The 14,834-nt window shown below is 34.4% G+C and carries 14 protein-coding genes; 7 read left to right on the forward strand and 7 right to left on the reverse strand.

Annotation, left to right across the window (positions count from 1 at the left end; translation table 11 throughout):
- Positions 1-83 precede the first annotated feature (83 nt).
- Positions 84-2,936 carry a VPS10 domain-containing protein gene (locus U6A24_RS20420; protein ID WP_324181871.1) on the forward strand — a complete coding sequence of 951 codons (2,853 nt, stop codon included), beginning with the start codon at positions 84-86 and terminating at the stop codon, positions 2,934-2,936.
- A gap of 108 nt (positions 2,937-3,044) precedes the next feature.
- On the opposite strand, the gene U6A24_RS20425 is transcribed toward U6A24_RS20420, so the two are convergent.
- Together U6A24_RS20425 and U6A24_RS20430 are read right to left on the reverse strand one after the other, a co-directional pair.
- A complete protein-coding gene (locus tag U6A24_RS20425; protein WP_324181872.1) occupies positions 3,045-3,221 on the reverse strand; it encodes a hypothetical protein in 177 nt (58 codons plus the stop codon).
- Between the two features lie 116 nt (positions 3,222-3,337).
- Positions 3,338-4,990 carry a helix-turn-helix domain-containing protein gene (locus U6A24_RS20430; protein ID WP_324181873.1) on the reverse strand — a complete coding sequence of 551 codons (1,653 nt, stop codon included), beginning with the start codon at positions 4,988-4,990 and terminating at the stop codon, positions 3,338-3,340.
- A 295-nt stretch (positions 4,991-5,285) separates the two neighbouring features.
- On the opposite strand from U6A24_RS20430, the gene U6A24_RS20435 reads away from it, so the two are divergent.
- The 5 genes from U6A24_RS20435 to U6A24_RS20455 all read left to right on the forward strand — a co-directional run bounded on the left by U6A24_RS20435 (position 5,286) and on the right by U6A24_RS20455 (position 9,632).
- Positions 5,286-6,224: a helix-turn-helix domain-containing protein gene (locus U6A24_RS20435; RefSeq protein WP_324181874.1), complete on the forward strand. Its 939-nt coding sequence runs from the start codon at positions 5,286-5,288 to the stop codon at positions 6,222-6,224.
- 297 nt (positions 6,225-6,521) lie between these two features.
- A complete protein-coding gene (locus U6A24_RS20440; protein WP_324181875.1) occupies positions 6,522-7,091 on the forward strand; it encodes a hypothetical protein in 570 nt (189 codons plus the stop codon).
- A gap of 206 nt (positions 7,092-7,297) precedes the next feature.
- Positions 7,298-7,693: a DUF2721 domain-containing protein gene (locus tag U6A24_RS20445; RefSeq protein ID WP_324181876.1), complete on the forward strand. Its 396-nt coding sequence runs from the start codon at positions 7,298-7,300 to the stop codon at positions 7,691-7,693.
- Positions 7,694-7,738: 45 nt separating this feature from the next.
- Positions 7,739-9,193, forward strand: coding sequence for a PAS domain-containing sensor histidine kinase (locus U6A24_RS20450; protein ID WP_324181877.1), 1,455 nt, complete (start codon positions 7,739-7,741; stop codon positions 9,191-9,193).
- Between the two features lie 25 nt (positions 9,194-9,218).
- Positions 9,219-9,632, forward strand: coding sequence for a response regulator (locus U6A24_RS20455; RefSeq protein ID WP_324181878.1), 414 nt, complete (start codon positions 9,219-9,221; stop codon positions 9,630-9,632).
- A 46-nt stretch (positions 9,633-9,678) separates the two neighbouring features.
- On the opposite strand, the gene pyk is transcribed toward U6A24_RS20455, so the two are convergent.
- The 5 genes from pyk to U6A24_RS20480 all read right to left on the reverse strand — a co-directional run bounded on the left by pyk (position 9,679) and on the right by U6A24_RS20480 (position 14,023).
- Positions 9,679-11,106 (reverse strand): pyruvate kinase, encoded by a 1,428-nt coding sequence (pyk, locus tag U6A24_RS20460; RefSeq protein WP_324181879.1) that lies wholly within the window; start codon positions 11,104-11,106, stop codon positions 9,679-9,681.
- A complete protein-coding gene (locus U6A24_RS20465; RefSeq protein ID WP_324181880.1) occupies positions 11,106-11,597 on the reverse strand; it encodes an IPExxxVDY family protein in 492 nt (163 codons plus the stop codon). Before U6A24_RS20465 ends, pyk begins: the two co-directional genes overlap by 1 nt.
- A gap of 181 nt (positions 11,598-11,778) precedes the next feature.
- On the reverse strand, positions 11,779-12,519 hold the full coding sequence (rnc, locus tag U6A24_RS20470) for a ribonuclease III (protein WP_324181881.1): 741 nt from the start codon (positions 12,517-12,519) through the stop codon (positions 11,779-11,781).
- Complete coding sequence (gene fabF / locus U6A24_RS20475) at positions 12,519-13,772, reverse strand: beta-ketoacyl-ACP synthase II (RefSeq protein WP_324181882.1); 1,254 nt, start codon at positions 13,770-13,772, stop codon at positions 12,519-12,521. Before fabF ends, rnc begins: the two co-directional genes overlap by 1 nt.
- A 17-nt stretch (positions 13,773-13,789) precedes the next feature.
- Positions 13,790-14,023 carry an acyl carrier protein gene (locus U6A24_RS20480; protein WP_024768509.1) on the reverse strand — a complete coding sequence of 78 codons (234 nt, stop codon included), beginning with the start codon at positions 14,021-14,023 and terminating at the stop codon, positions 13,790-13,792.
- A 181-nt stretch (positions 14,024-14,204) separates the two neighbouring features.
- Between U6A24_RS20480 and purN the strand changes: the two genes are divergently transcribed.
- Positions 14,205-14,777 carry a phosphoribosylglycinamide formyltransferase gene (gene purN, locus U6A24_RS20485; RefSeq protein WP_324181883.1) on the forward strand — a complete coding sequence of 191 codons (573 nt, stop codon included), beginning with the start codon at positions 14,205-14,207 and terminating at the stop codon, positions 14,775-14,777.
- The last annotated feature ends 57 nt before the right edge of the window (positions 14,778-14,834 follow it).

Raw genomic sequence — 14,834 nt, forward strand, 5'->3', positions numbered from 1 at the left:
CAAGATGTATTGTTAAACAATGTCTAAAAATTTTGAGATTGTTTTAACAATATCTACTTTCAGCCCACTAAATTACAGTCAAAATGAGAACACAAACATTTGCTTTATTTTTCTTTATCACATCATTAACCATTTTTGCACAACAACCGGCAACAAATTCTGATGATATTCTAAAAGGACTATCACAAAAAGAGGCAATGGAAGTTTCATCAATAGTTAAAAATGTTCCTTTTAAGAATATTGGTCCATCGGTTATGAGTGGGCGTGTTGTTGATGTAGATGTTAATCCGGATAATACTACAGAATTTTATGTTGGATATGCTTCTGGTGGTTTATGGTATACTAATAATAATGGAACAACGTTCGAACCTGTTTTGGATACAGCCCAAACAATTAATGTAGGAGATATTGCGGTAGATTGGAAAAATGGAACAATTTGGGTAGGTACAGGAGAAAACAATTCGTCAAGATCTTCGTATGCCGGGGTAGGGATATTGAAATCGACAGACAAAGGTACAACCTGGGAAAATGTTGGATTGCAAGATTCACATCATATAGGAAGAATTGTTATAAATCCTAATAATCCTAACGAAGTTGTTGTGGGTGTTACGGGGCATTTATATTCACCTAATGATGAACGAGGGGTGTATAAAACAACAGATGGCGGAAAAACCTGGAAGAAAACACTTTTTATAAATAATCAAACGGGAATTATAGATCTTGCCTTTGCCCCCAATAATTTTAACGTGATGTATGCCGCTGCTTGGGACAAGGATCGCAAAGCATGGAACTTTACGGGAAATGGCACTGGATCAAGTATTTATAAAAGTACAGATGCGGGGACGACATGGAGCAAAATTTCATTGGAAAATAGCGGTTTCCCGACAGGAGATGGTGTAGGAAGAATTGGTTTGGCAGTTTTTGATGAAAATACGGTATATGCGGTACATGATAATCAGTTTAGAAGAAAGAAAAGTGATGCTAAAAAAAGCACAGATAAATTAACAAAAGAAGACTTTAAAACCATGTCTGCAGAAGATTTCCTGAAAATTGAGGACAAAAAATTGAATAGTTTTTTAAAAACCAATGGTTTTCAAGAAAAATATAGAGCAGATAATGTGAAACAATTAGTAAGAGGCGGTACCGTACAACCTATCGATCTGGCCAAATATCTAGAAGATGCCAACTCAATGCTGTTTGATACTCCTGTTATTGGTGCTGAAGTATATCGTAGTGATGACGGAGGGAAGTCTTGGTCAAAAACACATGAAGATTTTCTAGATGATATTTTTTATAGCTATGGATATTATTTTGCGCAGATTCAGGTAAATCTTAGCGATAAAGACCACATTTATATAAGCGGAGTACCAATTTTAAAGTCCAAAGACGGTGGTAAAACATTCAAAAGCATTAGTGCAGAAAATGTACATGCCGATCACCATGCCTTGTGGATCAATCCCAAAAACCCAGAGCACCTTGTAAACGGGAATGATGGTGGAGTAAATATTACCTATGACGATGGAGAGAATTGGATCAAAGCAAACCAACCAAATGTGGGTCAGTTCTATGCGATCAATGTAGACAACGAAACCCCCTATAATGTTTACGGAGGATTACAAGATAACGGTGTTTGGGTAGGAGCTCATAATAATAAAGAAGATGTATCCTGGCACCAAAGTGGTCATTATCCATGGGAAAGCATTATGGGAGGAGACGGTATGCAGGTGCAAATCGACAATAGAGATAGTAATATCGTGTATACGGGATTTCAATTTGGAAACTATTTCAGACTTAATAGAGCAGTAAACAAACAAACCTATATTCAGCCTAAACATGAATTAGGAGAATCACCCTATCGCTTCAATTGGCAGACCCCTATATTGCTTTCACCTCATAACCAGGATATCTTGTATTTGGGAGGCAATAAATTAATGCGTTCTATGAATAAAGGTGATGATTGGACCCCAATTTCAAATGATCTTACTGCCGGCGGGAAAAAAGGTAATGTTGCTTATGGTACGCTTACTACCATTTCAGAATCACCATCACAATTTGGTTTGATTTATACCGGTAGCGATGATGGTTTGGTATATGTTACCAAAAATTCGGGAGGAAGTTGGACCAAAATCTCAGATTCTTTTCCAAAGGAATTATGGGTATCCAGAGTAATTGCCTCAGTTCATAAAAAGGAAAGAGTATACGTTACCTTAAATGGGTATCGTTGGGATGATTTTAAACCTTATGTATATGTAAGTGACAATTATGGAGCGTCATGGCAAAGTATTGGTCAAAACTTACCGGTTTCTCCAGTAAATGTTATCAAAGAAGACCCTCAAAATGAAAACGTATTGTATTTGGGAACCGATAATGGAGCTTATGTCTCTTTGGACAAAGGAAAAACATGGCAAGCTTTTTCTAAAGAGCTGCCTAATGTTGCTGTACATGATTTGGTGGTGCAGGAAAAAGCAAATGATTTACTGCTTGGTACGCACGGTAGAAGTATTTATAAAACCAATGTAGAAGCGATACAACTACTTGACGATAAAATCATCAACAAATCGCTTCACATTTTTGAAGTGCCGGTAATTAAATGGTCCGAGCGATGGGGAGTTTCATGGAGCAAGTGGTTAGAGGCCTATACCCCATCATCTACCATTAAGTTTTATACCACTCAAGCAGGAGAATATACTGTACAGATTACATCAGAAAGTGGTAAGACACTACAGGAGTTTACAACAAGTGCAGATAAAGGTCTTAACTATATAGAATATGACCTTACCATTACCGAAAAAGGAAAGAACATATTAGAAAAAGAGTATGAAGATGAAGAAGTATCAAAAAGGAAAAACGGAAAATATTATTTACCCGTAGGGCAGTATTATGCTAAGATTTCTAATAAAGAGTCTAGTGAGAAAATTTTGTTTGAAGTGAAATAATTTACGTAAAGAGAATTAAAATTAAAAACCCTTCAATTTTTTACTGAAGGGTTTTTAATTTATATAGATTATTAAAACTATATTCCTATAATCGTCGGTCCCGAAGGATCAGCCTATCAAATATGTAGGACATTGGTTATGGGTAAGTTTTATAAAGATACCTGTACAACCTGGGCCTCTACTTTTGGGATCTGTAACGAACCCTCCTTTAACCAAAGACATATTATCCAACGTTGCAATGCTAAGCTTTTTAAGGCTTAATTTTTTCCCCTTTACATTTTTCATGATTGTTGATTTAATTAATTACTTTTTCATTCCCTGCAATAAAGATAGAATAAAAAGACAATAACAATTTGTAAATTAATGTGTTATGAGTCTGGATTCCCAGAATTTCGATAAAATTAAGAACGGTCTATGCTATTCAATTTTTTAATAAAGTAGGAAGTTTTTATCCCGGTAGTTTTTTTAAAGGCAGACGAAAAAGACTCGGCCGTATTAAATCCCATTTCTTCGGCGATGCCTTGTATAGTATAGTTTTGTAAAGCTTTATCAGTTTTAAGGCGATCAACGGCATAATTAATCCTCAAGTCATTAATATAGTTAGCAAAATTCTTCTGCTTATGGTGATTTATAACTTTGGATAAATACTTTGTATTGGTCTTAATATCCTTGGCCAGCGAGGTGGTGCTTATATTTTTTTTCAGGAATTGTTTTTTTTCTTCAAATAATAAAAGCTTATTTAAAATTTGTTCAACAACTTCTTTGGGCACACCTATATCGTCCTTAGATTTTTCTTCAGAAACCTTGGGGGCATTCTTTTGATGCATAAGCTCCTCAAACTTTTGCTGATATATCCTCCTTTTTTTGTATTGCCAGTATAAAAATAGACCTATAAGACCAGAAAAAAACAACAAAAGAAAAACCAAAAAGTTGAGGTTTTTATTATCACCTTTTAGCTCATTAATGAGTTTCTCTTTTTCTTTAAGCAAAATAGGCGTATCAAATTCTTTAAACAGCCTGGACGCTACAAAAGAAGCTTCACGATTAACTATGCTATCAAATCGCAGCAATTTATTGATATATGCTAATTGCTTTTCTTTTTGATCATTGGCTTTATAAAAGTTGATCAAGTGTTCATATCCTTCTCTTACTTCTAGAGGGGTTATCATTTTTTTTTGAAGCACAGAATCTACAGTCTTGAAATACTGTTGAGCAGCATCGATATCATTTTCTAAAAGTTTAAGTTTTCCTAAATAAAATGCTGCCAAGGCTTGATTTTCTTCTGTTCCTGCTCCGTTTTTATCTATAAGTTTTACCCCTTTTAAAATACTGTCTTGTGCGACTTCATACTCTTTTTTAAAGAATAGATTAATCCCTTCATTAATGATTATTGTAGCATAAAACCTTTTATAATGATAATCAGATCCAAGTATGGTTTGAATAGCCTTTCGATGAATTGTAGAGGCAGAATCTAGTTTGTTATTATAACGGTAGGATGTTCCTAAGGCAATAGACGACTTTGTAAATCGCGTTGTGTCTATAGGTTGCTTCTTACTATTTCGGATATGATTGTCCCTAAAAAGAGGAAGCGCCTCATCATACTTTCCAATTTCTGTTTTGATAAGGCCAATATTGTGTTTTGTGATATAAATATACTCGATGTGGTTTACTTTTTCGGCAAGAGGTAATGCCTTAAGGTAACTGTCAAGAGCCTTTGAATAATTCCCTTTTTTCATATAATAGCCGCCTTTAAACGAATACGCTTCTACAGGGTATGTTTTATCGCCAAGCCCCTTACTTAATTCAATAGAACGGTTAAGCAATTTTATTTTTTCAGATTCTTTTTCAGAATAATAAGATAGCAAGCAATAGGCTTGCGCCATTTTGATTTGATTATTCTCTTGCTTTGCTTTTTTAAGAAAAGAATACAAATAGGTTTTTGAAGTTAAAGTATCTGGCCAGGTTTTGATATAATCTTTATACAATTCGTCAAAACTTAATTCTTGCAAAGAATCGGGAGTTTTAAAGGTATCAACCAAATTTTGACTATACATATGGTAGGTTCCAAATATTAAAAAGACAACAAGTCTCTTTATAATAAATGAAGAAAAAAGGAAATATGTACGTACAAGTTTCAAGGGTAATTTTTGTGTTGGTAAGCTTAGTTAGTTGTTTATAAAGATACTACTTTCTGTGTTTTTTATAATCTCATCCGGTTTATAATTAATTAATTGAAAATCAAATATTTGTGTCTATTTTTTAATCTGGAAATTCTGAGAATTTCGAGAAATTTGGTTTGTTTTTGATGGAGTTATGCGTCTATATTTGATTTGGACAAAAAGATCAATCATGTCAAAAAACAATCAAAATAAAAAAGTAAGTTTTGACCCTTTGGTTCGCGATTTTGTTTTCTCTAAAGATACCATGTTTAAACATTACGCAACCAGAGAAACTATAACTGTGCTTAAGTATTTTGCTACTTCTTTATTCGGAAAAAATAATCTTGATGAGGTACTTTGGGACATTCTTGAAAATTGCATTGCACAGCTCAAGCTAGAGGATTGTGTCATTTATATGATTAATAAAGAAAGAACTTTTTTGGTGCAGAAAGCAGCTTATGGACACAAAAATAATGGTCAAAAAAAAGTGATAAGTCCCATCAAAATTAAGCTTGGTCATGGGATTGTTGGTAGGGTTGCCCAAAGTGGCAAGTATCAATGTATTTCTGATGTGACTACCAATGCAAATTATATTGTTGATGATGAATCTCGAATGTCAGAATTATCGGTTCCAATTTTTGTAGACGGTAAAGTAGTAGGTGTTCTGGATTCTGAACATTCTAAAAAAGATTTTTTTGGTAAGGATCATATATTTCTTTTCAGACTTATCGCAGATTTATTAAGTAAAAAACTAAAGCAGATCTACAACAAAGGGTATTGTACTCTTACCAAAGACAATATATATTTCAAAGAGCTTGACTTTTTAATGAAAGAGGCCAAAATGTACAGAGACCCCAATCTTGGATTAGAAAGTATGGCCAGGAAACTTAAAATTAGCAGTAACTATTTATCCCAATTAGTCAATAAACTTAGTGGGTATAATTTTGCCGATTATGTGAATCGGTTCAGAATAGAAGATGTAAAATCAAAATTAAGAAACCCTAGTTTTGTGCATTATACCATTATTTCTATCGCATTAGAAGCAGGCTTTAATTCGAAATCTACATTTTATAGTGCTTTTAAGAAGTTAACCGGCATTTCTCCCAAAGAATATAGAGTATCTGCTTAATGTGTCCGAATTTCTTGAATTTCAAACTTTCCGGACATCCTCTATTCCATTCAGAATTACCTTTAGTTTTATTTTCAATGACGTGATGATTAGGTTTTTTGTCCAATTGCTTTTCATTACTAAGGATTCTCATTAACTAACCTAAAAACAAAGTGATGAGGATCCTTTTTTTGATTTCTGTGCAACAGGAAAACCCCCTTAAATATGTCCGGATTCTTTGAAATTCAAACTTTTCGGATATCCTCATTTTTTACTCTAATTAGGTTTGTGTTATTAACTTTTAAAAATTATATAAAAATGAAAGCAATAACAAATTTAGTAAGGCTTATAACAGTAATGATGTTATCTGTTATTCTCTTTTCCTGCTCTGATGGTGAAGATGGAGCTATTGGTCCAGAGGGGCCACAAGGAGAGCAAGGGCCACAGGGTGAACAGGGTCCCCAAGGTGAACAAGGGGAGCAAGGAGATCCCGGAACGGCAAATGTGATGTATTCTGATTGGATTGCACAGGAATTCGATGAAGAAGTAACCGATGGCTTTGATGCCTTTAATATCGAAGACTCAGAAATCACGCAAGAAATAAAGGACACAGGAGTGGTTTTGGTATTTGGAAGACAAGGAAGCACTGTTTATCAGATTCCACTTACGCTTAATGGAGGGATAAACGAAAGCTATTTTTTTAGATTACTTAGTCCGGGCATTCTTAATATCGCGGTAGAAGGCGCCAATGGAGTTAATAATATTGGAGCTCCTTTCCTAGAAGAATTTAGATATATAATTATTCCAGGAGGAGTAGCGAGATCAGGAATCGATTTTCAAAACATGTCTTACGAAGAAATAGTAGCATTTTTTGATCTTAAAAAGTAAATAAAACACAGACTCGATTACTCCTTAGCAATTGATGCAACCCCTTCATATTCTATTAACCATAGATTTATGAAGGGTTTTTTATTTGTTTTAAGCAATTAGGCTTCAAAATCTCGCTAATGATCTCAAAATAAAAACAACAAACAATGCGTTGACAAAGAAATATAGTATCTTTTATTCATTATTCGAAGATTAAATAGCCAATTATGACACTTACCATGGGGATTCCCGCCTTATTATTTCCAGCAATATCACTAACAATGTTGGCATACAATGCCAGATATTTGGCAATAGCCGCTTTAATTAGACAATTGCATAGCGAGTATGTTGCGACACCTTCAAAAAATATTGGTTTACAGATTAAAAATTTAAGGAAACGATTATGGTTAATTAGAAACATGCAGGCAATCGCTATTGTAAGTTTTCTCACCAGTGTAATTACCATGTTCTTATTATATGTAGAACAAATAAATTGGGCCAATTTGGTTTTTGGAGTAAGTTTACTGTGTCTTATGGTTTCACTTTTTTTATCTTTTATCGAAGTTCAGATTTCTACCAAAGCACTATCAATCAGGTTGGATAGAATAGAAGAAAATAGGTGATAAATTCTTATATTGTAAGAAAAAAACACTTGAAATTTCTCTTGAATGCTTCAGAACGAGCTTTTTGATAATGTTATACGGGATTTTAATGCTGGGTATTGGGAGTTACATAATGATCCAGACAAAGAAGAATGGTCTCAGAAGTTTTATGAAAGTATTGGATATGTGCCAGAGGAATTGGATCCTTCAATAGATTATTTCCTTGAAAATTTAATTCACCAGGAAGATGTAGAGGTATTTAGGGATAATTTTCTTAACTACAAGAAAAATAGCGTAAACTTCAAGCAGCATATTAAAATTCTTACCAAAAAAGGAGCCTATAAACTGTTTAGATGTGCTACCAATGATGAGTTGCCGGTTAACATCAAATCTGAAATAAATCTATTGTTCTTTTTTGAGATAAAGCTCGAACCAGAGCACCATACCATAGCCAAAGATAATTTTTATTATAAAGAAACTGCCCAAATGACTGCTACGGGGAGTTGGTATGTAGATTTTCAGAAAAGAAAAAGTTATTGGGATTTTGAAACAAGAAGAATCCTGGAATATCCAGATGACTATATACCTTCTCTAAAAGATTCTGCAAACTATTATGCCGAGGATTGCCAGCAACAGGCTGCAGACTGTTTTTTTAACTGTGCGATGGCGGGAACTCCTTTTAATACCGAAATTAAAATGGTAACAGCCAATAAAAGGGTTTTTTGGGTTAGAGCCATTGGAAAACCAGTCTATAATGAAAACAAAGAAATAATTGGGATAAGAGGGGTTTTTCAAGATATAGATGATATTAAAAGAAAAGAATTACGACTTCAAAAGTCAATGGATATTATAGCTTCACAAAACTCCAGGTTATTCAATTTTGCACATATTGTATCTCATAATCTAAGATCTCATACCAGTAATTTATCATTATTGGTTCAATTAATTGAAGATATCGATAATCCTGAAGAGAAGATAGAATTAGTAAATGAAGTAAAACAAATATCCTATAGCTTGAACACCACAATCGAACATCTTAATGAGATTGTAGCCATTCACACAAATAAAGATCAGGAGAAAAAGAATATCAGGTTTCAAGACTGCCTTAATGTGGTTTTAAACGGAATTGGGCAAATGATAGCCCTGAGCAAGACAAAAATTGAAGTAGATTTTAAAGAACTGGAAGAAATAGCATACATACCCGCCTATATGGAAAGTATACTATTGAATTTAATTACCAATTCTATAAAGTATAAACACGTAGACCGAGATCCGATTATTCAAATTAAGTCATATACCGAAGAGAATAACAAGTACTTAAAGATTACTGATAATGGAAGAGGAATTGATATGAAATTATTTAAAGACAAGGTCTTTGGTATGTACAAAACATTTCATTACAATAAAGATGCCGTAGGAATAGGCTTATTTTTAACAAAAAATCAAATTGAATCGTTAAACGGTACCATTTCTGTAGAAAGTGAAGTGGACCAGGGAACGACCTTTATAATAGAATTTTAAATAAACTCATAACTCCCCTTTTATAATGAGTAGTAAAATAGGACTCGCGTGTATTATCGATGACGATAGTATGTATGTAAACCTCGTAAAAAAGATTATCGAAGCAAAAAATCTTTGCCAAAACCTTATGGTATTTAAGAATGGAAAGGATGCGCTTAGTTATTTTGAAGTGATTTTAAATAATTTAGACAAAAACAGCATCCCAGAAATTATCTTTTTAGATATTAATATGCCAATCATGGATGGATGGGAATTTTTGGATAGCTTCACCAAGATCAAAAACAAATTAGGAAAGGCCATCACGCTTTACATTGTAAGTTCTTCAATTAATCCGGCAGATATAGAAAGAGCAAAAAACATTAATACTGTGAAAGATTATCTTATTAAACCAGTGACCATAGATGATCTGGAAGCAATCTTCCTTAGCCAAACGGTATAAAAAAGGGCCTATTTGGGCCCTTTATGATATTTGTAGTTATGCTCTTTTAAACTTGAGAAACCCGTAAGGTATTTACCATACCTTTTGAAGTAATTGGCATTGCCGCAAGGTTAATTAACATATCTCCTTGTTCAACAAAACCACGCTCCATTGCTATTTTATTAATATCCTCAACGGTCTCATCGGTACTTACAAACCTATCATAGAAAAAGGCTTTTACTCCCCATAATAGATTAAGTTGAGATAGAATTCTTTTATTACTGGTAAATACCAAAATATGTGCGTCGGGTCTCCAGGCCGATATTTGAAAAGCCGTATATCCACTATTGGTTAGTGTACAAATTGCCTTGGCCTCTATATCGTTGGCCATTGTAGCAGCATGATAACAAATAGACTTTGTTATAAATCTATTGGTTCTAATATGTGGAGGATTTTGAGGAACCGTTATTAGTTCAGACTTTTCTACACTTTTGATAATTTTGGACATGGTCTCTATTACCTGTACAGGGTATTTTCCAACCGATGTTTCTCCAGATAACATTACGGCGTCTGCGCCATCCATTACCGAATTTGCAACGTCGTTTACTTCAGCACGCGTCGGAGTAAGGCTGTCGATCATGGTTTCCATCATCTGTGTTGCTATAATCACTGGTATCCTAGCAGTTTTTGCCTTAAGCACTAGCTTTTTTTGAATCAAAGGAACCTCTTGTGCTGGAATTTCTACTCCCAAGTCTCCTCTAGCAACCATCAAACCATCGCAATAGGCTACAATTTTATCAATGTTTTCTACACCTTCCGGCTTTTCGATTTTGGCAACAATTGGTATTTTGTGTTCGCTATGCTCTTTAATTAGATCCTGAAGATCCATAAGATCCTGTGCATGGCGTACAAAGGATAAAGCAATCCAGTCTACTTCTTGCTGGCAAGCAAAAATGGCATCTTTTACATCTTTTTCGGTTAATGCGGGCAAAGAAATCTTGGTATTAGGAAGGTTAACTCCCTTTTTGGATTTTAAAGGCCCTCCTTGTAGCACTTTAGCTTTAACACTATCTTTATTATTAGAAGAAACAACTTCAAAAATCAATTTACCATCATCAAGCAATATACGTTCTCCGGTCTTTACATCCTTAGGAAAGCTTTCGTAGTTCATATATACTTTTTCTGCCGTTCCTTCAAAAGGTTTCCCGGTAACAAAATCTATAGTGTCACCATCATTAACAACAATATCGCCTTTCATGACACCAACTCGCAATTTTGGTCCTTGTAAATCGGCCAATATTGCCACATTATACCCGCACTCCTCGCTTAGTTTCCGTATAATTTTTACGCGCTCTTTCACATCATTATAATCGGCATGGGAGAAGTTTATTCTAAAAACATTTACACCAGCCTCCATCATTTCTTTAAGAGTCTCTTTGCTACTCGTAGCGGGTCCAAGGGTAGCGACTATTTTGGTTCTTTTACGTTTTGGCATTATTCAAATATTAAGTTGTTCTTTGATTTTAGGGTTGTATACTCAACAGTATATGCTGTAATAATTTGAGTAACATCAAGTATTTTTGACAATATGGGTTTACTCATTAATGTTGTAGATTCGGTCTCTATTTTTAAGAAGTAATCCACATTTTTTAATTCTGGAATCAAATATTTGGTTACAAAAGTGTCTTCAGTGGTGGCAAATAATCCCTGAGTAGCAGGTTTCTTGGCTTCTATTTTAACACTAAACTTATTTCCCAAGAGATTATAAGTACTATATTGAAAATGATCATCATATTGATACAAAGGAAAATTTGCCGTCAGATCGTCATACTCAAAATTAATATCTTCTCTTTTTCTGAAAAGATGTAAATTAAGTGTTTTGTTCAATAGAAAAGCTAACCGATATGAAGGTAATGAACTGTGAATGGCTATTAATTCATAATCATCATCTTCTAGGGTGTCTAAAACTAACTTTTGAATAGCCACTTTTAACTAATTTTGTTTTCAGAATTAACGCGAAATATACAAATAAAATACCCTAACAACTTTAATAAAACATAAAGATATTCACCGAAAACGATTGAGTTAGTATCTTTTGGGTCAGTTTTTTACGATCTTTCTAAATAAGAGAGGTTTTTTCTAAGAAATATCAATTAAGATGAACCATTTACTGGTTAGAAGTTATTCTGGACTGAAATGCGAAAAAAGCTCTTTTTGAAGCCTTTTCTTCTGCTTTTTTCTTTGAAGTTGCTCTAGCTTTGGCCACTACTTTTTCATCGATCCATAATTTTACAGCAAAATGTTTCATTTCATCTTTGCCTGTATCTTCATAGATCTCATAATTAAATGCTTTTTTCTCTTTTTGACACCATTCGATCAGTAAGCTTTTGTAACTTATAATTTGTCCTTCCAAACTTTCGATATCAACATAAGGATTGATAACGGCTTCTTGTATAAAGCGTTCGCAATAGCTAAATCCTCGATCAAGATAAATGGCTCCGATTAATGATTCAAATAGGTTTCCATGAATATTTACTCCAAATTGAGATTTTGGAATATTGGTTCGTACCAGATCGATTAGTTTAAGGTCTTTGCCTAGTTCATTAAGGTGTTTTCTACTCACTACTTTGGCTCTCATTTTGGTGAGATATCCTTCATTTCCTTCGGGAACTTCCTTGAATAAATGTGCAGCAATAACACTACTTAACATAGCATCTCCAAGAAATTCTAATCGTTCATAATTAATCGCGTTCCCCTTGGGATCTTTTAGATTAAGAGATCTGTGGGTAAACGCTTTTTCGTATGGTTTAATATTTTTGGGTTTGAAACCCAATATTTTTTGAATTTTGGAAAAAAAATTCCCGTTCTTTTCAGAGCGGGAATTTAATATGTTACGAATAACGTTCATTATTCATCCAATTTTTTAAATAACACACAGGCGTTATGGCCTCCAAAACCAAATGTATTACTCATTGCGTAAGTGATATCACGTTTTTGAGCTTTGTTTAGGGTCAAATTCAAGCTAGAATCTATATTTTCATCCACGGTAGAGTGGTTGATTGTAGGTGGCACAATACTGTTTTGCATCGCAAGAATAGAAGCAATTGCTTCTATAGCCCCTGCAGCACCAAGTAAGTGACCTGTCATAGATTTTGTTGAATTGATATTGATGTTAGGAGTATGTTTTCCAAAAACTTTAGTAATGGCTTTCAATTCTGCAACATCTCCCAAGGGAGTAGATGTTCCGTGTGTGTTTATAGCATCTACCTGTTCTGGTTCTACACCTGCATCCCTTAAACAATTAAGCATAACACGTTCTACACCAATTCCATCTGGATGTGGAGCTGTCATATGATAAGCATCACTAGACATTCCTCCTCCAATAACTTCGGCATAGATTTTAGCACCACGTGCTTTTGCGTGTTCATATTCTTCAAGAATCAAAGCTCCTCCTCCTTCTCCAAGAACAAAACCATCTCTGGTAGCGTCAAAGGGTCTGGAAGCTGTTTCTGGGCTCTCATTTCTTGTAGATAAAGCGTGCATCGCATTAAATCCTCCCATACCAGCTATAGTAACTGCTGCTTCGCTTCCTCCGGTAACAATGATATCACAATGTCCTAAACGAATATAGTTTAGCGCATCGATCATGGCATTTGCCGAAGAGGCACAAGCAGAGACTGTAGTATAGTTAGGTCCCATAAAACCATTACGTATAGAAATATGTCCAGGGGCAATATCGGCGATCATTTTAGGAATGAAGAAAGGGTTGAAACGCGGTGTTCCGTTACCTTTGGCATAGCCAATTACTTCTTCCTGAAAAGTCTCTAATCCACCAATTCCGGCACCCCAGATGACACCTACTCTAAATTTATCAACCTTTTCAAGATCAATTTCAGCATCTTTTATTGCCTCTTCAGAGGAGATAATAGCATACTGAGCAAATTTATCTAGTTTGCGTGCTTCTTTTCGATCAAAATAGTCTGTGGGATTGTAATTTTTGACTTCGCAAGCAAATTTAGTCTTGAAATTTTCGGTGTCAAAGTAAGTAATAGGAGCGCAACCGCTCTTTCCATTTACTAATCCATCCCAATATTCTTCAATATTGTTACCAATAGGTGTTAGCGCACCTAGGCCTGTGACTACAACTCGCTTTAGGCTCATACTTTGTTGTGAAGTTATTACTTTGCGTCTTCAATATAAGATATTGCTTGACCAACTGTGGCAATGTTCTCTGCTTGGTCATCTGGAATCTGAATATCGAATTCTTTTTCGAATTCCATAATCAATTCTACGGTGTCTAGCGAATCTGCGCCTAGATCATTTGTGAAGCTAGCTTCATTTACAACCTCGTTTTCGTCTACACCTAATTTGTCAACGATTATCGCTTTTACTCTTGATGCAATGTCTGACATAATGTTTAATTTTAATTTTTAATTTAGGAGGCAAAAATAAAAAACTTTATTTTAAAACCCCATAATCCCGTAAAAATGTGTTTGTGTTTTTATCAAATATAGGGAAGTATTAGGTTTTTTGCTGCCTAAAATTGAATAATAATTGTTTTTTTGTGCTCTCTAATTAACAACCTTTCATATTATGAAGCGTATCGTAATTTTTGCTTCCGGCTCTGGTACCAATGCCGAAAATATCATTAAATACTTTCACGAACGAAAAAATGCCGAGGTGACACACGTTTTCTCTAACAGCCTGCGTGCCAAAGTTTTAAAACGTGCTTATGACCTTGAGGTAAAGGCGTTGCACTTTGACAGAGAGGCATTTTACGACACAAATGATGTGCTTAATATTTTAAAAGACGCAAACCCTGACCTAATTGTACTTGCTGGATTTTTATGGATTTTTCCCAAAAAAATTATCGATGCTTTTCCTAATAAAGTAATTAATATTCATCCAGCTTTATTACCAAAATATGGCGGAAAAGGTATGTATGGACACCATGTTCATGAAGCTGTGATAAGAAATAAAGAGATAGAAAGTGGGATTACGATTCATTATGTAAACGAAAAGTATGATGAAGGAGCAATAATTTTTCAGGCAAAAACCGTAATAAACGAAAATGATTCTGCAGAGGATGTGGCAAAAGCAATCCATAAACTAGAATATAAACACTTTCCGGTCGTTATTGAAGAACTTCTATTTCCTGAAAAATAGTAGATAGTGGTTAGTCGTTTGACTTTAGTTTTTGAAATAGAGGCTAAAAACAAACGA

It is taken from the genome of Aquimarina gracilis (genome assembly GCF_035285365.1).
Lineage (GTDB): Bacteria > Bacteroidota > Bacteroidia > Flavobacteriales > Flavobacteriaceae > Aquimarina > Aquimarina gracilis.

Bases quoted from the DNA above. Each gene is read 5' to 3' on its own strand.
- U6A24_RS20420 (WP_324181871.1), top strand. From the start codon at position 84: ATGAGAACACAAACATTTGCTTTATTTTTCTTTATCACATCATTAACC.
- U6A24_RS20425 (WP_324181872.1), bottom strand. From the start codon at position 3,221: ATGAAAAATGTAAAGGGGAAAAAATTAAGCCTTAAAAAGCTTAGCATT.
- U6A24_RS20430 (WP_324181873.1), bottom strand. From the start codon at position 4,990: ATGTATAGTCAAAATTTGGTTGATACCTTTAAAACTCCCGATTCTTTG.
- U6A24_RS20435 (WP_324181874.1), top strand. From the start codon at position 5,286: ATGTCAAAAAACAATCAAAATAAAAAAGTAAGTTTTGACCCTTTGGTT.
- U6A24_RS20440 (WP_324181875.1), top strand. From the start codon at position 6,522: ATGAAAGCAATAACAAATTTAGTAAGGCTTATAACAGTAATGATGTTA.
- U6A24_RS20445 (WP_324181876.1), top strand. From the start codon at position 7,298: ATGACACTTACCATGGGGATTCCCGCCTTATTATTTCCAGCAATATCA.
- U6A24_RS20450 (WP_324181877.1), top strand. From the start codon at position 7,739: ATGCTTCAGAACGAGCTTTTTGATAATGTTATACGGGATTTTAATGCT.
- U6A24_RS20455 (WP_324181878.1), top strand. From the start codon at position 9,219: ATGAGTAGTAAAATAGGACTCGCGTGTATTATCGATGACGATAGTATG.
- pyk (WP_324181879.1), bottom strand. From the start codon at position 11,106: ATGCCAAAACGTAAAAGAACCAAAATAGTCGCTACCCTTGGACCCGCT.
- rnc (WP_324181881.1), bottom strand. From the start codon at position 12,519: ATGAACGTTATTCGTAACATATTAAATTCCCGCTCTGAAAAGAACGGG.
- fabF (WP_324181882.1), bottom strand. From the start codon at position 13,772: ATGAGCCTAAAGCGAGTTGTAGTCACAGGCCTAGGTGCGCTAACACCT.
- U6A24_RS20480 (WP_024768509.1), bottom strand. From the start codon at position 14,023: ATGTCAGACATTGCATCAAGAGTAAAAGCGATAATCGTTGACAAATTA.
- purN (WP_324181883.1), top strand. From the start codon at position 14,205: ATGAAGCGTATCGTAATTTTTGCTTCCGGCTCTGGTACCAATGCCGAA.